Raw genomic sequence first — 16230 nt, forward strand, 5'->3', positions numbered from 1 at the left:
TGCAGATGCCGATGATCGGACGCCCATCGAACGCGTGATCGGGGATGCCCTGGTTCTTCATCCAGCTGCGGTACATGAAGCCGTTTTTATCGGCGGTGCCGAACCATTGGGCGGAGCGGAGCTTGCGAGATTTGTTGGTCATCTTGAAGGCACTGAAATTCTTAAATAGTAAAACTAAATCGACAAACTCAGAATGTGGGTATCTGGGTAAAAGGCAAACTTAAAAAGGGAGTACTTAATCGGCTCTTCGCTCAAATACCGGGAAATTCGTTGAAATTACAGGGCATCTGTGCCCGGGTCGCATAGAAATAGCATTACTATTCGAGGCGGTGATTTGGGGAAAACGCTAATCGATACCGCTTATCGCGATGAATATAGTATGGCTATTTCGCGTCACGGGTCGCCGCCGACGCGATCCGGCAGACCGATCAACCGACCATCAGGAGCCCGTGCTGTGACCACCTTCGCCCGTCCGTTCTCAGGCGTCTTTCCCGTCGCGCCGACGCCGTTCACCGATTCGGGCGAGCTCGATCTGGACGGTCAGCGGCGCGTGATCGACTGCATGGTCGACCAGCAGGTCGACGGCATCTGCATCCTTGCGAACTACTCCGAGCAGTTCGTCCTGAGCGACGCCGAGCGCGACACCCTCGTCGATCTGTGTCTCGAACAGACCGCGGGCCGCGTGCCGGTGATGGTGACGTGCAGCCACTTCAGCACCGCCATCGCGAGCGCGCGGGCCAAGCGCGCGGCGGCCGCGGGCGCGAGCCTCGTCATGCTGATGCCGCCGTATCACGGCGTGGCGCTGCGCGCCGACGAGGCGTCGATGTTCGATCACTTCGCGCGCGTGGCCGAAGCGGCGGGCGTGCCGGTCATGGTTCAGGACGCGCCGCTGTCCGGCGTCACGCTGTCCGTGCCGTTTCTCGCGCGGCTCGCTCGCGAGTTGCCGCTCGTGCGCTACTTCAAGATCGAAGTGCCGCAAGCCGCGGCGAAATTGCGCGCGTTGATCGCAGCCGGCGGCGACACGATCGAAGGCCCGTTCGACGGCGAAGAGGCGATCACGCTGATGCCCGATCTCGACGCGGGCGCGAGGGGCACGATGTCGAGCGCGCTGCTGCCCGACCTGATTCGCCAAGTGTTCGACGCGTATCACGCCGGCGAACGCGACAAAGCGCGCGAAGGCTACGCGCGCATCCTGCCGCTCATCAACTACGAAAACCGCCAGTGCGGCTTGCGTGCGGCGAAGACGGTCATGAAAGAAGGCGGCGTGATCAAGAGCGACGCCGTGCGTCATCCGCTCGAAGCGCTTGCGCCCGCCACCCGCGCTGAACTGCTCGAACTCGCACGCGAAGCGAATCCGCTCGCGCTGCGCTGGGGCCGCTAAGAGCGGGATCGAGTTCCCTTGAACAACGCCTTAACCACACGTGGTCGCTAAAGACCCGATCGCATCAAAGGAGACGAGTATGACCAGCAAACTTCGACGCCTGACGCTGTGTGCCGCCATGGCCACGCTGTTCGCGGCGCCCTTGGCAATGACGCAATCGATCGCGCACGCCGACGAGCCGCTCAAGGTCGGCTTCCTCGTGAAGATGCCCGAGCAGGCATGGTTCATCAACGAGCAGAAGGCGGCGACGGCGCTCGGCCAGAAGCAAGGCTTCTCGGTCGTCAACATCGGCACGCCCGATGGCGAAAAGGTGCTCGCTGCGATCGACAACCTCGGCGCGCAAGGCGCGAAGGGCTTCGTGATCTGCGCGCCGGACGTGCGGCTCGGACCGGCCATCGAGGCGCGCGCGAAGCGCTACAACATGAAGTTCGTGACGGTGGACGATCAGCTCGTCGATTCGTCGGGTAAGCCGCTCGGCGACGTGCCGCACCTCGGCATGTCGGCGTTCAAGATCGGCAACCAGGTCGGCCAGGCGATCTCCGACGAGATGAAGCGCCGCGGCTGGAACCCGGATGAAGTGGGCGCCGTGCGCATCTCCGACTACGAGCTGCCGACGGCCAAGCTGCGCACGGACGGCGCCACGCAGACGCTGCTCGCGAACGGCTTCAAGAAGGACAACATGTTCGATGCGCCGCAAAAGACCACCGACGACGAAGGCGGCTTCAACGCGGCCTCGCCGGTGTTCGCCAAGCACCCGAACATCAAGAAGTGGGTGATCTTCGCGCTGAACGAGGAAACGGTGATCGGCGGCGTGCGCGCGTCGGAGCAGTTGCACATTCCGTCCGCGGACGTGATCGGCGTCGGCATCAACGGCGCGGGCGAAGCGTTCGCCGAACTGCAGCGCAAGGAACCGACGGGCTTCTACGGCACGATCGCGGTCAGCTCGACGAACCACGGCAAGCAGAGCACCGAGAACCTGGTCGACTGGATCAAGACGGGCAAGCAACCGCCGGCCGATACGCAGACCACGGGCAAGCTGATGACGCGCGACAACTGGAAGCAAGTGCGCGACGAGCTCGGGATCTGAACGAGCATGCGTGACGCGAACGAAATCGCCGAAGCCGCGCCGAACGCAACGCGTCACGACGCCGAGCCCCCTTACCTGCAGCTCGACGGCATCACCGTCAGCTTCCCGGGGGTGCTCGCGCTCGACCGCGTGTCGTTCGAGGTGCGCGCGGGCGAAGTGCATGGCCTCATGGGCGAGAACGGCGCGGGCAAGTCGACGCTGCTCAAGGTGCTCTCGGGCGTCAACGATCCGCAGGCGGGCGCGCTGCGCCTCGCCGGCGTCGAGCGGCGCTTCGCGAACACCAAGGCGGCGATCGATGCCGGCATCGCGATCATCTACCAGGAGCTGCACCTGGTGCCCGAGCTGACGGTGGCGGAGAACCTGATGCTCGGGCAGTTGCCGAGCCGCTTCGGCGTGCTCGACGAGCGCTTGCTCGTGGAGCGGGCGATGGCCACGCTCGCGCGTCTCGGCGAGCACATCGATCCGAATGCGCAGGTCAAGAACTTGTCGATCGGACAGCGCCAGATGATCGAGATCGGCAAGGCGCTGATGCGCGACGCGCGCGTGATCGCCTTCGACGAACCGACCAGCTCGCTCTCGTCGCGTGAGACGAAGCAGCTGTTCGAGATCATCGACGCGTTGCGCGCCGAGGGCCGCGCGATCATCTACGTGACGCATCGAATGGACGAGGTCTACGAGCTGTGCGACCGCGTCACGGTGTTTCGCGACGGACGCTCGATCGAGACGTTCGAAGCGGTCGAGGGTCTCGAACGCGATCGCCTGATCAGTTGCATGGTCGGGCGCTCGATCAGCGACGTGTACAACTATCGCCCGCGCCCGCCGGGCGACGTGCGGATCGAAGCGAAAGCGCTGATGGGGCCGGGCTTGTCGGAGCCGGCGACGTTCAGCGCGCGGCGTGGGGAGATCGTCGGCTTCTTCGGGCTCGTCGGCGCGGGGCGTTCCGAGCTGATGAAGCTGATCTGCGGCGCGGTGCGGCCGAGCGCGGGGCATGTCGAACTCGACGGACGCCGCGTGAGCTTCGGCACGCCGCGCGACGCGGTGCGCGCCGGCATCGCGATGTGCCCGGAAGACCGCAAGCAGGACGGCATCGTCGCGATCGCGTCGGTCGCCGACAACCTCAACATCAGCGCACGCCGCCATTTCAGCGTCGCGCGCTTTCTGCTGAACGGGCGTCGTGAACGCGAGCTGACCGGCGAATACGTCGCGAAGCTGTCGATCAAGACGCGCGACGGCGACACGGCGATCGGCACGCTCTCGGGCGGCAATCAGCAGAAGGTGATCCTCTCGCGCTGGCTCGCCGAAAAAATCGACGTCTTCGTGATGGATGAACCGACGCGCGGCATCGACGTCGGCGCCCGCGCGCAGATCTACGAGCTGCTTTACGGCTTGGCCGAGGCGGGGCGCACGGTGCTGATGGTGTCGAGCGATCTCGCCGAGGTGATCGGCGTCGCCGACCGTGTGCTCGTGATGAAGGAAGGCCGGATCGTCGGCGATCTGCCGAAGGCCGAGGCCACGCCGGATCAGCTGATCAAGCTGGCTTTGCCGCAGTAATCGGACTCAGGCCGCTCTGGATGCCGGCGTACCGCAACGAATGAGAGAAACCATGCAACAACCTCAATCCCTTCCGAAAACCGCGCAGTCCGGGCAGCCCGGCTCCACTTCCCAGGCGGCGAAGGCGTGGCGCGTCATGAACAAGTCCGGCATCGTCATGGTGTTCGTGATCCTGTTCGCGATCCTGTCGTTCACCGTCCCCGACTTCCTGACGAGCCGCAATTTGCAGGGCCTGCTGCTATCGGTCACGCTGATCGGCTCGATCGCGGTGACGATGATGTTCGTGCTCGCGCTAGGCGAGGTCGATTTGTCGGTGGCGTCGATCGTGGCGCTGTCGGGCGTGGTGGCATCGATGCTGATCACGGCCACGCACAGCGTATGGCTCGGTGTCGTGGGCGGCATCCTGGCGGGCGGCGCGGTTGGGCTCGTCAACGGCGTGCTCGTCGGCCGGTATCGCATCAACTCCTTGATCGTGACGCTCGCGATGATGGAAGTCGTGCGCGGTCTGGCCTTTATCGTGTCGAACGGCGACGCCGTGATGATTACCGAAGAGCGCTTCTTCGATCTCGGCGGCGGTTCGTTCCTCGGCATTTCGTATCCGATCTGGAGCAACATCGTCGGCTTTGTCGTATTCGGCTTTCTTCTCAGGAAGACGGTGTTCGGCAAGAACGTGCTCGCCGTGGGCGGCAATAGCGACGCCGCACGGCTCGCGGGGCTACCAGTGACGCGCATCAAAATCGCCGTGTTCGTGCTGCAGGGTCTCGTAACCGGCTTTGCTGGCGTGATGCTCGCGTCGCGGATGAGCTTGGGCGATCCGAAGACGTCGGTCGGCCTCGAACTCGGCGTGATTTCGGCGTGCGTGCTCGGTGGCGTGTCGCTGACAGGCGGAGTGGCGACGATCTCGGGCGTGCTGGTGGGCGTGCTGATCATGGGCTCGGTGCAGGACGCCATGAGCCTCATGAACGTGCCGACCTTCTATCAGTACCTGATTCGTGGCGGCATTCTGCTGCTCGCCGTGCTGTTCGATCACTACCGCCGCACGCGGCGGCGCAGCGCGGCGCGGGTGTAGTCGAGCGATGCGCGCCCTTCGCTGCGGGATCAGTGCGAAAGGTGAGGCTTTTCGGGAGCCGCGTTTTGCAGCGCTCCCGATTCGCAGCGGAAATCGAAAAACCCCTTGTTTTCAGGCATAAAATCATGCGCGGCGAATCGATGTGCGTCGCCACACGGAGCGAAAGGTGAGTTTTTTCGGGAGTGTGCTGAAAGATGCGGTTTTGGCGGCTTTGCGATTCGATGGCGCGATGGTCGAGCGCGAATGCGGCCGCAGCGCGGCGCACTGTCGTTATGCAGTTCTCAGGAATGGGATGGACGTGTTGACGCGCACGCCGAACGCAGCGCGGTCAAAACATGATGACCGTGCTGCGTTCGGCGTGCGCCGACAGCATCGTGCCGCAATGAAATCGCGCGACGACGCGCCGATCTCACCGGCCTGCCTTGTTTCGCAACGGCGTTGCCAACTGCGCCAACTACTGCGCCGCCGCGAGCTTCATGCCGGGCCGCAACGCTTGGGAAGTTTCTTGCGTTCCCTTGCGCTGATCGGACACCTGCTCGATGCCTTTCTTCGTGACTTCTTCGAGGAAGGTCAAGCGGGCGCGGTAGTAATCCGCGTGCATCTGCGCGTCGAGGACGCGCTGCTCGGCCTGAAACAGTTCCATGCGCAGCTCGTTCAACGCTCGTTCCGCTTGCTTCTCGGGAGTTGGCGCGTGATTTGATGCCCAGTTTGCGACCCACCGCAGCATGATGAAGCCCTCCTGTGCGCAGATGCGCTTGTTCTGATGTGAAAACGGTTTCTCGCCGCAATCGCTCGGCAACCGGTCTGGAACATCAGCTTGATTAAGGCTATCAAAAACTAGACTTGGCTTGTGTGACTTTCACCACGTGTTGCGAAAGCGACGCACCGCTGTATTTACTGATTGGAATTGCAGCGGCCGTTATGCAAGATCGTGTGGAGTGGGGGACGTGCTTAGTTTTATAGGCGATTGTCGCGTCAACCCATAACCCGATTGACACTAATTGACGAACGCCGATAAAGCGCTTTCGACTTTTGAAATTTTGTCTGACGCGGCAATTGATTCGCAGCAGAAATTGCAAAGGCGAATGTGTGCGGATAACCGCATTGTTTATAGATGCACCGTGCCGGGGAAAAGCGATTTTGCCTAAACGTGCTGAGCACGTAACCAGCTTAAGGTGAGGCTTTTCGGGAGCGCCTCGCATTAGCGGTCAGGGTGAGTTCGGATCGTAGGGCGCCCGCACCTCACCCATGCTCGACGCTGATCAACCGCGCGTCGAGCCGTCTTGCCAAGCCGGCTCCGCCTTCGCGCATCACAGCATCGTGATTCCACTGGAACACGGGTCTTGCCAACGGCGCCAATGCATTCATCCACGCGCGGGTGGTCCGCACACGCCAGTCGTAGTGAATCACGCTGATGTCGCGCTCCGTCGAGAAGCGCCAGCAACCGGTGCCTTCCACATCGCCGCTCGCTTCACCTTCGAGCGCGACAAGCGGCTCGATGCGCGTCACACGCATATCGAACACGAGCCGGTACGGCAGGCGGCCTTTCCACGTATAGCGTTGGATCGCGCCGATACCTTCGCCAGAACCCGCTTCGATCTCTGCCACACCTTCGACGTTCTTCCACCACTCGGGCCAGTGCGCCGAGTCGTGGATCGCCGCCCATACGGCGGCCACCGGCGCGTCAATGCGCCAGATCGTGACGAACTGAAATTCGGCCACGCGCATAGGGTCTCCCGTTTCAGGGCTTGTTATTAGCTAGCGCCCCCAGACTTCGCATTTCGGCTCGCTCAGGGCAATTGCCACCAGCCCGGCAACAGGCGGCGGACTTCGGGGCGCCGGTAGCGATCGTCGATCAGATGCACGACGCCCGTATCGTGTTCGGTGCGAATCACGCGCCCCGCTGCCTGCACGACTTTCTGCAAGCCAGGGTACAGGTACACGTAATCGTAGCCGTTGCCGAACTTCGCCTCCATCGTGCGGCGCATCTGCTCATTGACGGCGTTTAGCTGCGGTAAGCCGAGCGTGGCGATGAATGCGCCGATCAACTGCTCGCCGACGAGATCGACGCCTTCGGAAAACGCGCCTCCCAGAACAGCAAAGCCGATGCCGCAGCGCGTGTCGCGAAAGCGCGCGAGGAAGGCGTCGCGCGCGGCTTCGTCCATGCCGGGTGCTTGCGTCCAGATCGGCAGCGTGGGATGGCGCTCGCGCAACAACGCCGCGACGCGCTCGAGATAATCGAAGCTGCTCAGGAAGCCGAGATAGTTGCCAGGCTGCGCGGCGTACTGTTGCGCGATCAGCTCGACGATCGGCGCGAGCGAGCGTTCGCGGTCGCGCCAGCGCGTCGAGACATGAGCGGCCACGTGCACTTTCAATTGCTGCGCGCGAAACGGCCCGTCGACCTCCAGCCAGTTCGTCGCTTCCGGCAAGCCGAGCGTGTCGCGGTAGAAGTGCGAGGGGTGCAGCGTCCCGGAAAACATCACCGTCGTGTGCGCGGCGTCGTAGCGAGGCGCGAGGTACGGCGCCGGAATGACGTTGCGCACGCATAGCGTCGAAGCGGCTTGGCCGCGCGCCCCGCGTGCGCTCTCGTCGCGCGTGACATCGAAGATCGAGTGCTCGCCGAACTGCTCGGCAAGCGCGACGAAGTGCATCGCGTCGAAGAACACGCGCAGCAGCGAGTCGTCGATCGAGAGCGGTGCGTCGACGAGCTGGTCCGTGACCGCGCCGATCAGATTCTGGGCTGCCGACAGCAACCGCGCGGGCACTTCGGTGTGCACGTGGTACGCGTCGTCTTGTGTGCGATTCAACACGTTCCATTCGCGCTGCAGCCGTTCGAGCGGCTTCTTCAGCGTGTCCGGCGCGCTCTTGCGCGCGGCGCGAAAGTCGTTTTGTTCGAGCGACGCCGTGTACATCTTGCGTGCGCGTTCGAGCAGGTTGTGCGCCTCGTCGACCAGCACGGCGACGCGCCATTGATTCAACCGCGTGAGCGCGAAGAGCAGGGCGCTGCTGTCGTAGAAGTAGTTGTAGTCGCCGACGACCACGTCGCTCCAGCGCGCGAGTTCTTGCGCGAGGTAGTACGGGCAGACGTCGTGCGCGAGGGCGGCGGCGCGCACGGCCTCGCGATCGAGCCGTCGCGAGCCGTTGAGCGCTGCGCTGCGCGCGTCATGGAGACGATCGTAGAAGCCGCGCGCGAGCGGGCACGATTCGCCATGGCAGGACTTGTCGGGATGCTCGCAGGCTTTATCGCGCGCGACGAGTTCGAGCGTGCGCAAGGGCAGCGGCAAGCCTTCGCCAGTGCTTGCGCTTGCGTGCAGCGTATCGATCGCGTCGAGCGCCAATGCGCGGCCAGGGGTCTTCGCGGTCAGAAAGAAGACTCGCTCGACACGATCCTCGCCGCACGCTTTCAGCATCGGGAAGATCGTCGCGAGCGTCTTGCCGATGCCGGTGGGCGCCTGCGCCATCAAGGCGTGCCCGTCGCGTGCGGCTCGATAAACCGCGACCGCCAGTTCACGCTGGCCGCTGCGAAAGCGCTCATGCGGAAATTTGAGCGCAGTGAGCGCGGCGTTGCGTGCGTCGCGGTGGGCCGCTTCCTGCGCGGCCCAATCGAGAAAGCGCTCGCATTGTTCGACGAAAAACGCTTCCAGCGAAGCAGCGTCGTGCGTCTGCGTCAGCACCGTTTCCTTCTGGCTATGGATATCGAAGTACACGAGCGCGACGTCGAGCTGCGAGAGAGCGCGCGTCTGGCAAAGCAGATGTCCGTAGACGAGGGCTTGCGCCCAATGCAACGCACGATGATTGTCCGGCATCGCATCGAGATCGCCGCGATAGGTCTTCACTTCTTCGAGCCGGTTGAGCGCGGCGTCGTAGCCGTCGGCGCGGCCGCGCACGGTGAGATCGCGATAGGTGCCGGTGAGGGTGATCTCCGCTTCGTAACCGCTCGCTCGGCGCGCGGCGACGGTTGCGTGACCGGCGATCCCTTCGAGCGCGGTGGGGGCCGGCGTGAAGCGCAGGTCGAGATCGCCGCGCTTGGCCGTGAACTCGCAGAGGGCGCGGACGGCGATGACGTAGGTCACGTTGCCTCGGCCGTTTGTGTTGCGCCAACGCCCGCGTCTTCGGTCCAGCGCACGTCGAGCACGCGCACCGGCATGCCGTGCTGCACGCAATACTGCAGCCAGCGGATCTGATTGTCCTGCAGACGGTCGCCCGGGCCTTTCACTTCGATCAGCTCATAGCGGCGCTCGGCGGGCCAAAAGCGGATCAGGTCGGGCAGCCCCGACCGGTTGCTGCGAATGTCGCCGAGCAGCCGCTCGAACCAGAGCTTCAGATGCGCGGCGGGGAGGCAATCGAGCGCCTGCGCAATCAGTTCGGGGCTCAGCACCCCCCAGAACACGAACGGCGATTGCACACCGGCCTTGCTCTCGAGATGGCGCAGGATCGTCTCGCGATAGGTCCCGTCTTCGAGTTGGGCCAAGCACCGGTTGAACGTCTCGGCGCGGCGCGCGCGGAAATCGGGCGCGTGCAGATCGGCGGGGCCGCGCTGGAACGGGTGAAAGAACGCGCCCGGAATGGCCGCGAACACGGGCTCCCAGCACAGCAGGCCGAACAGTGAATTGATCAGCGCGTTCTCGACGTAGTGAACGGGCGCATCGGCGGCGCTGAGCGCGTCGCGCGCGGCGTACTCGACCGTGATCGGCGCAGCGGGCCGCGTGAGTTCGAGGGTGCTGCGCGCGATCGGCTGCGCGGCTGCTACGGTGCGTTTTGCCGGCTGCCCCGTTTGGCGTTGCAAGCGCGGCAGCATCCGCGCGATGCGTTGGCTTTCCTCCTCGCTTTCCGGCGCCTCGGCCGCTTGCAAAGCGAGCGCCAACGCATCGTCGAAGCGGCCGCAGCGCTCCAACACCCGCATACGCCGGTGACGCGCGCCGGGCCACGCGCACCGCGCGAAGACAGCAAGGGCCGCGTCCCAGTTCTGCCGGCGCTCGGCGTGCTGGCCGATGCGGAACAGCAGCTTCGCGCGGCGCGTTTCGAGCCACGCGTTGTCGATATCGATGGCGAGGACGGCGGCGGCGAGCGCGTCGAGTGCTTCGTCATCGTCGAGTGCATCGACCACATCGAGCGCTTCGCGGTACGCCTGCAGCGCGAGATAGCCGTCGATATCCGCGCGCCGCTGAAACGCGCGCGACGACCGCGAGAACGACACGCTTTCGTACTTGAACACGCCAAGATCCGCGAGCACGAACTCCGACCAATCTTGATGCAGGTTGCCGAAGAACATGAGCCGCCACCGATCGCAAAGCGGCGCGATCGCGACGCGGAACACCGGGTCGCCGGGCGGCGCGCCCCAGGCGGCGTAGCTGCGCGCGTCGACGTGGGTGGGCCGCAGCGCGTCGAGCCAATCGGATTTGCGGGCCTGCTTGCCGAGCGCCGTGACGGTGGAGGGAAACATCTGCAGCAGCTCGGGCCGCGTCGTCAGCGCGAACACTTCGTCAAGCGTGAGCTCCGGTTCGGAATCGAGCCAGCCAAGCTCAACGAGCGGCTGCGCCGCCGCCAACGGACACCCGATCTCCTCATACGACAGACGGCTCGCCCGAAACAGCGTGCCCTTGCGCATCAGCATCCGCACGAGCAGCGCGCGGGAGTCTTGCGGCAACGCGGCGAACGCCTCGAAAAACGCACGCTCGCCGGTGCTGAACAGGTCGTCGTAACGTTCGGCGATCCACGCGAGCGCGCGCTCGAAGTTCAGCAGGTAATAGGGAGGATCGGTCGGCACGGGGAGCGACGGGACTGTATATTTATACAGGGATGAATGATAGCAAACCAGGCGGCGCGCAGCGTCAGGTGAGCTTTTTCGGGAGCCGGCATTTCTCGACGTTTTCGACGTTTCCGACGTTTCCAATCACGCCGCGCGTTTCTATGATTGGAATCCGGACGCCGACAAGGACCCACGCCGTGCAGACCGATTCCATCCAGCGCCCCAAAACGCTGAGCCAGATTCCGCGCGGCGTCTGGGTTCTCGGTTTCGTGAGCATGTTCATGGACATCTCATCGGAAACCATTCACAGCCTCTTGCCGATGTTTCTCGTGACGAGCCTCGGTGCGAGCGCCATGACGGTCGGGCTGATCGAAGGCATCGCCGAGGCGGCCGCGCCGATCGTCAAAATGTTCTCCGGCGCGTTGAGCGACTACCTCGGCAACCGGAAATGGCTGGCGGTGATCGGCTACGGCATGGGCACGCTGAGCAAGCCGCTGTTCGCGATTGCGCCGACTGCGGGCATCGTCCTGACCGCGCGCGTCGTCGACCGGATCGGCAAGGGCATCCGCGGGGCGCCGCGGGACGCGCTCGTCGCCGACATCACACCCGCGCACTTGCGCGGCGCCGCCTACGGCTTGCGGCAAGCGCTCGACACGGTCGGCGCTTTTATCGGCCCTTTGATCGCCGTCGCGCTGATGCTGTTGTGGGCGGACCGCTTCCGCTGGGTCTTCTGGGTGGCCGTCATCCCGGGGCTCGTCGCTGTTGCGCTATTGGCCTTCGGTATCCGGGAGCCCGCGTGGCAGCCGGGTGCGAAGCGCGTCAATCCGGTACGGATCGATAGCTTGAAGCAACTCAGCCGCACGTATTGGTGGGTCGTCGTCGCTGGCGCGGTCATCACGCTGGCGCGCTTCAGCGAGGCGTTTCTCGTGCTGCGCGCGATGCAAGGCGGCGTGCCGATCGCGCTCGTGCCGCTCGTCATGGTCGCGATGAACGTCGTGTATTCGCTGTCGGCCTATCCGTTCGGAAAACTGGCCGATTCGATGAGCCATGCGCGGCTGCTGGCGATGGGCCTGGTCGTGCTGATCGGGTCCGACATCGTGCTTGCGCACGGCAACAGCTGGCCGATCGTGTTGCTTGGCGTCGCGCTCTGGGGGCTGCATATGGGCCTGACACAAGGGCTGCTGGCGACGATGGTCGCGCATGCCGCGCCCGCCGAATTGAAGGGGACGGCGTTCGGTTTCTTCAACCTGATAAGCGGATTGGCGACGCTGATTGCAAGCGTCGTCGCCGGCGGGTTGTGGGACCGGTTCGGCGCGGCAACGACCTTCTATGCGGGAGCGGGGTTTTGCGCGATCGCGCTGCTCGTGTTGGTTGGGCAAGCGTCGACGCGAAACTCACGGGTCGTCTAAATGTTGTTCAAATAATCGATGTCTATATAAAGTAAAAATAAAAGCGGACAAATGGGATCGTGAGGAGAACGTTGAAAGAAGCGTTGTGGTGAATGCAACTGCTTAGCATTATCGAACGAGCATGGCACTTTCGATCATATTCTCCGTTGTAGTTCTGAAAGACTTGAGCCTGATATGACGGGGCTGCGAGGCATATCGAACGAAGCCTCGAAAATATATTGGTTCTGCTTAGAAAATCGTGTTGACTCGCGAATATCCCGACGCCTAGAATTTAAGTGTCTTCACAAAAGGGGCCTCTGCCTTGGACAGTTGTAGTTGTCGACCTTCGAATCGTTTCGCTGCCTGACCGGCAGGACGTCTGCGCTTTTGTTTATTAGCCACCGTTCTGCCAGCAGGCAGCCGGTGCGCGCCGTAGCCACACTCCCCGTGCACCCTGACTAGCGCCATTTGGACGCCGCGCTTGCGCGCGTCTGTCTGTTTGGCACTGCGTCGCGATCGACCCATCGCGGCGTTCGTTCGCGCTCGTGCGATTCATTCTCACGCGAGCGCGTGGATAAACACGTGCCTAAGAAACGCGCGTACCCACACCGTAAAGGAGCCGAAATGCCGGACAGTGACAGTTATCCCATACGCCGCGCAACACCATTTTTGCCATTCACTGTGAAAAGCGAGTAGACCTCTGCCACTGCGCGCATGACGCGCGTGGTCTTCCGTGTCTGCTGGCTTTTCGCGCAACGCGTCAAGCCAGACGCACGGAGCTACACCATGAACTTCGGCCTTCTTCTTTCGAACCTGCCGCACGTCAACGAATCGCGCGCCCAATACGACGCGATGCTGTCGCTGCAAACCCGCGAAACGCACCGGCTCGCTGCTCTCTGGCGCCGCCTCAAGGCGCTCATTTCGTAAGCCTCGGCGCGCGCTCTACGGAGTGTGCGAATCCGGTAGGTAGGAGCGACTGCCATGAATCGCTTGCATATCCATCACTGGGCGGCGTTGGTGCCGCTCTTACTGGGTGCATTGATGCTCTTTGTCACGCTGGAGTCCATCAACCCGGCCTGCGTGCCCCGCGCAACCGACGATCTGCGCCCCACGTCTGACGCTGTCGTCAAACGTGCCGAGACGAACAGCAAGCCTTCCCACTGCCTGATCTACGGAAAGTATTGCCTCGGCGATACGCTTCGCAGCCGGTAGGGTCGAAGGCATGGAGCGCGTTTCGAAGGGGATGTCCGCGCGAAACGGAGGCCGCGCGAACATCCCTAATCTCCAATCGACTTGCGATGTCGCTCAGCGTGCTCGCTCGGGCGCGGCTCCCAGCGCGAGCGCGAGTCCGAGCAGAATCGCGCCCATACCGGCGATCCCCAACGGCAACAACCGGTTGCCGAGAAACACGTAGTCCATCAGCGCGGTCACGACGGGCACCAGATAAAAGAGGCTCGTCACGTTGACCAGATTGCCGCTTCGCACGAGCCGATAGAACAACAGTTGCGCGAACACCGAGATCACGATGCCCAGCCACAGCAGCGGCACCAGCACGCTCACGCTCGGCTTGAACGCGAGCGGCTCGAACGGCGCAAACAACAGGCACAGCACGAGGCTCACCGCGTTTTGCAACGGCAGGACGTCGATCGGCGCCTGTTTCAAGCCCTTTTGGAAGATCGCGCCGAGCGTCATGCACGCGAGCGAGGCCAGCGCGAACAGTACGCCGCTGGCCGGCAGCCGCACGTCGTCGGCGCCGCGATAGACGACGAGCGCGAGCCCGCCCAACGCAATGCAGAGCCCGGCGACGCGCGCCGCCGAGTAACGGCGCTCCACGAGCAGCAACGTGAGAATCGGTTGCACGCCGAGGATCGTTGCGAGCACGCCGGGCGTGAGGCCGCGCGCGAGCGAGAGCAGATAGCAGATCGAGTAGCCGCCGGTAATCAGTGCGCCGGTGCCGGCCACTTGCAGCCGCGTGCCGGGAGCGGGCAGCCAGCGCCGCCGCCATACGCCGAAAACCGCCAGCACCGACGATGCAAGCGCGAAGCGCAGCACCAGAAACGCGAATGCGGGCGCGTGCTGCACACCCAGTTCCGCGAAGATCGCGCCGCTGCTCCAAAGCAAGATGAAGAGCGAGGTCGCGCCATAGGCCGCAAATGCGGCTCGTAAAGAAGTCATGTGAAGTCACCTGTCGAAAACACGCGGACTCCGGCGAACTCGAACGGCGACGCACGCGCGTTCACACGGCTGCGCTCATGCGCAGTTGCACGACTTCGAGTTGCGGGAGACTTTCGGGGTGGCTGAAGAATCAGCCAAGAGCCGTCGAACAGGGCGGCGGCGCAGTGCCGGCGCCGACGAGGCTCGGAGGGGAAGCGACAGGTGGAGGAAAAGCGGCAAGGCCGCAAACACGCGCGCCGCCACCGACGTGGTTCACGTCGGCGTTGCCACTGGCAGAGCAAAGGCGCGCAAGGTGTGTCATGTGAGGGGAAGCGAATTCGGCGATGTCGGAAAAAGCCTTTGGCGAGGTTACGCGTATCGGACCCATTGCGCAACCGCGCGCGACGCCGGTTCTTTTCCGAGCCTCTGAAGCGCCGGCGTCTTTGCGTCACAATAATCGAACGCATGCCGTGACCCATTCGGAGCCCAGATGCAAAACGACACCGCCTATTCAAAGACCGCACCCACCCGCGCAGAAGTCGACGCACTCGCCGGTACGACAGTGCTCGAATTCGGCACCGACTGGTGCGGCTATTGCCGAGGTGCGCAGCCCATCATCGGGCGGGCGTTGGCCAAGCTCGCGCACGCACGGCACCTGAAGATCGAAGACGGCCCGGGACGGCCGCTTGGCCGCTCGTTCAAGGTCAAGCTGTGGCCCACGCTGATTTTTCTGCGCGACGGCGCGGAAGTGGCGCGCGTGGTGCGTCCCGTGGACGTCGCCGCGATTGACGATGGCATCGCTGCACTCGGATAACTTCGCGCGTTTTCAACGGACGCACGTACTGATCCGATTGCTTTCCGGCAACCTCAAATCACAGGAAAACGAATGGAACGACCTGATTTCATCCGGCACTGGACCGAACTCGAAGGTGAAGACAACAAGCACTATCCGGGCGATACCGAGCTGCAGGGCATCGGCGCTCCGCTCGCGGCCAAACTCGGGCTGACGCGCATCGGCATTCACCACGTGCGGCTCTTGCCTGGGCGCCGCACGTCGTACCCGCATGCGGAAAGCGCGGAAGAAGAGTTCGCGTTCGTGCTCGAAGGCACGCCGGACGTATGGATCGATGGCCATCTGCATCGCCTCGCGCCCGGCGATTCGGTCGCGTTTCCGGCAGGCACCGGCATTTGCCACACGTTTCTGAACAACACGGATCAAGAGGCCCGGCTGCTCGTGATCGGTGAAAGGCCGAAGGACGAAAACCGCATCCGCTATCCGAAGAACGAAGCGTATGAGGCGACGCGCGCGGATCGCTGGGTGGATTGGCCGGCACGCCCGCTCGGGCCGCACGACGGCAAGCCGGCGCGCAATGGGTCATGACCGCGCGTCGATAAAACGACGCCGGGCGTTCATCAAGAACGCCCGGCGGTACACCACGGTGTAGCCAAGCGCGGCCGCGCCGCGCTTGTTGCGGCAATTAATGCTGGCCGAAGTAGATCGAGCTCGGGCCCGACACTTGTGCACGAGCGCCCGATTGCGACGACGCATCCTTCACACCGCCGTAGGCGACGTTTGCGGAGCTGTCACGCTGTTCGACTGCGAGGGTTTGCGCGCTTTGGCCGCGTTGCGAAGTCGGTGCGCCGTCTTGCGGCTTGTAGAACGGTGCCGGACCGTAGCCGCTCGCGAAAGCGGGGGCAGCGATCGAGGCGGAAACAGCGACGAGCAGAGCGGCGAGCAGTTTGGTCTTCATGACGGACTCCAATGATCATTAACACTTCAGTTCTGGGATGACGTTGTTGACCTATCAAGGGTGTGTCCGCAACGTCGATGGGAGGCAGTGTATACCCGCG

The 16230-nt window shown here is 63.6% G+C and carries 15 protein-coding genes; 9 read left to right on the forward strand and 6 right to left on the reverse strand.

Annotation, left to right across the window (positions count from 1 at the left end):
- The first annotated feature begins 454 nt into the window (after positions 1-454).
- The 4 genes from AAHK20_RS29785 (at position 455) to araH (ending at position 5088) form a co-directional block, all read left to right on the forward strand.
- Positions 455-1381, forward strand: coding sequence for a dihydrodipicolinate synthase family protein (locus tag AAHK20_RS29785; RefSeq protein WP_449185092.1), 927 nt, complete (start codon positions 455-457; stop codon positions 1379-1381).
- A 79-nt stretch (positions 1382-1460) separates the two neighbouring features.
- A complete protein-coding gene (locus AAHK20_RS29790) occupies positions 1461-2468 on the forward strand; it encodes an arabinose ABC transporter substrate-binding protein (RefSeq protein WP_449185093.1) in 1008 nt (335 codons plus the stop codon).
- A 6-nt stretch (positions 2469-2474) separates the two neighbouring features.
- Positions 2475-4019 carry an L-arabinose ABC transporter ATP-binding protein AraG gene (gene araG, locus AAHK20_RS29795; protein WP_449185094.1) on the forward strand — a complete coding sequence of 515 codons (1545 nt, stop codon included), beginning with the start codon at positions 2475-2477 and terminating at the stop codon, positions 4017-4019.
- Between the two features lie 136 nt (positions 4020-4155).
- A complete protein-coding gene (araH, locus tag AAHK20_RS29800; RefSeq protein ID WP_449185202.1) occupies positions 4156-5088 on the forward strand; it encodes an L-arabinose ABC transporter permease AraH in 933 nt (310 codons plus the stop codon).
- A 454-nt stretch (positions 5089-5542) separates the two neighbouring features.
- On the opposite strand, the gene AAHK20_RS29805 is transcribed toward araH, so the two are convergent.
- From AAHK20_RS29805 to AAHK20_RS29820, 4 genes are all read right to left on the reverse strand, one after another.
- Entirely contained in the window at positions 5543-5815 is a 273-nt protein-coding gene (locus AAHK20_RS29805) for a hypothetical protein (RefSeq protein ID WP_449185095.1), read from the reverse strand.
- A gap of 515 nt (positions 5816-6330) precedes the next feature.
- Positions 6331-6816, reverse strand: coding sequence for an SRPBCC family protein (locus AAHK20_RS29810; RefSeq protein WP_449185096.1), 486 nt, complete (start codon positions 6814-6816; stop codon positions 6331-6333).
- 62 nt (positions 6817-6878) lie between these two features.
- Positions 6879-9161: an ATP-dependent DNA helicase gene (locus AAHK20_RS29815; RefSeq protein ID WP_449185097.1), complete on the reverse strand. Its 2283-nt coding sequence runs from the start codon at positions 9159-9161 to the stop codon at positions 6879-6881.
- Entirely contained in the window at positions 9158-10855 is a 1698-nt protein-coding gene (locus AAHK20_RS29820) for a VRR-NUC domain-containing protein (RefSeq protein ID WP_449185098.1), read from the reverse strand. The genes AAHK20_RS29815 and AAHK20_RS29820 overlap by 4 nt, the downstream gene beginning before the upstream one ends.
- 179 nt (positions 10856-11034) lie before the next feature.
- Here AAHK20_RS29820 and AAHK20_RS29825 point away from each other — a divergent pair, with 179 nt between their 5' ends.
- From AAHK20_RS29825 to AAHK20_RS29835, 3 genes are all read left to right on the forward strand, one after another.
- Positions 11035-12246 carry an MFS transporter gene (locus AAHK20_RS29825; RefSeq protein ID WP_449185099.1) on the forward strand — a complete coding sequence of 404 codons (1212 nt, stop codon included), beginning with the start codon at positions 11035-11037 and terminating at the stop codon, positions 12244-12246.
- Positions 12247-13011: 765 nt separating this feature from the next.
- Positions 13012-13152: a hypothetical protein gene (locus tag AAHK20_RS29830; protein ID WP_449185100.1), complete on the forward strand. Its 141-nt coding sequence runs from the start codon at positions 13012-13014 to the stop codon at positions 13150-13152.
- Positions 13153-13206: 54 nt separating this feature from the next.
- Positions 13207-13437: a hypothetical protein gene (locus tag AAHK20_RS29835; RefSeq protein ID WP_449185101.1), complete on the forward strand. Its 231-nt coding sequence runs from the start codon at positions 13207-13209 to the stop codon at positions 13435-13437.
- A 93-nt stretch (positions 13438-13530) separates the two neighbouring features.
- On the opposite strand, the gene AAHK20_RS29840 is transcribed toward AAHK20_RS29835, so the two are convergent.
- On the reverse strand, positions 13531-14400 hold the full coding sequence (locus AAHK20_RS29840) for a DMT family transporter (RefSeq protein WP_449185102.1): 870 nt from the start codon (positions 14398-14400) through the stop codon (positions 13531-13533).
- Between the two features lie 469 nt (positions 14401-14869).
- On the opposite strand from AAHK20_RS29840, the gene AAHK20_RS29845 reads away from it, so the two are divergent.
- Both AAHK20_RS29845 and AAHK20_RS29850 read left to right on the forward strand, forming a co-directional pair.
- Complete coding sequence (locus tag AAHK20_RS29845; protein WP_449185103.1) at positions 14870-15193, forward strand: thioredoxin family protein; 324 nt, start codon at positions 14870-14872, stop codon at positions 15191-15193.
- A gap of 72 nt (positions 15194-15265) precedes the next feature.
- Positions 15266-15760: a cupin domain-containing protein gene (locus tag AAHK20_RS29850; RefSeq protein WP_449185104.1), complete on the forward strand. Its 495-nt coding sequence runs from the start codon at positions 15266-15268 to the stop codon at positions 15758-15760.
- A gap of 97 nt (positions 15761-15857) precedes the next feature.
- Here AAHK20_RS29850 and AAHK20_RS29855 read toward each other — a convergent pair whose 3' ends face one another.
- Positions 15858-16130 carry a hypothetical protein gene (locus AAHK20_RS29855; protein ID WP_449185105.1) on the reverse strand — a complete coding sequence of 91 codons (273 nt, stop codon included), beginning with the start codon at positions 16128-16130 and terminating at the stop codon, positions 15858-15860.
- Positions 16131-16230: the final 100 nt, after the last annotated feature.

Source organism: Trinickia camelliae, from assembly GCF_053525655.1.

Bases quoted from the DNA above. Each gene is read 5' to 3' on its own strand.
- AAHK20_RS29790 (WP_449185093.1), top strand. From the start codon at position 1,461: ATGACCAGCAAACTTCGACGCCTGACGCTGTGTGCCGCCATGGCCACG.
- araG (WP_449185094.1), top strand. From the start codon at position 2,475: ATGCGTGACGCGAACGAAATCGCCGAAGCCGCGCCGAACGCAACGCGT.
- araH (WP_449185202.1), top strand. From the start codon at position 4,156: ATGAACAAGTCCGGCATCGTCATGGTGTTCGTGATCCTGTTCGCGATC.
- AAHK20_RS29805 (WP_449185095.1), bottom strand. From the start codon at position 5,815: ATGCTGCGGTGGGTCGCAAACTGGGCATCAAATCACGCGCCAACTCCC.
- AAHK20_RS29810 (WP_449185096.1), bottom strand. From the start codon at position 6,816: ATGCGCGTGGCCGAATTTCAGTTCGTCACGATCTGGCGCATTGACGCG.
- AAHK20_RS29830 (WP_449185100.1), top strand. From the start codon at position 13,012: ATGAACTTCGGCCTTCTTCTTTCGAACCTGCCGCACGTCAACGAATCG.
- AAHK20_RS29835 (WP_449185101.1), top strand. From the start codon at position 13,207: ATGAATCGCTTGCATATCCATCACTGGGCGGCGTTGGTGCCGCTCTTA.
- AAHK20_RS29840 (WP_449185102.1), bottom strand. From the start codon at position 14,400: ATGACTTCTTTACGAGCCGCATTTGCGGCCTATGGCGCGACCTCGCTC.
- AAHK20_RS29845 (WP_449185103.1), top strand. From the start codon at position 14,870: ATGCAAAACGACACCGCCTATTCAAAGACCGCACCCACCCGCGCAGAA.
- AAHK20_RS29850 (WP_449185104.1), top strand. From the start codon at position 15,266: ATGGAACGACCTGATTTCATCCGGCACTGGACCGAACTCGAAGGTGAA.
- AAHK20_RS29855 (WP_449185105.1), bottom strand. From the start codon at position 16,130: ATGAAGACCAAACTGCTCGCCGCTCTGCTCGTCGCTGTTTCCGCCTCG.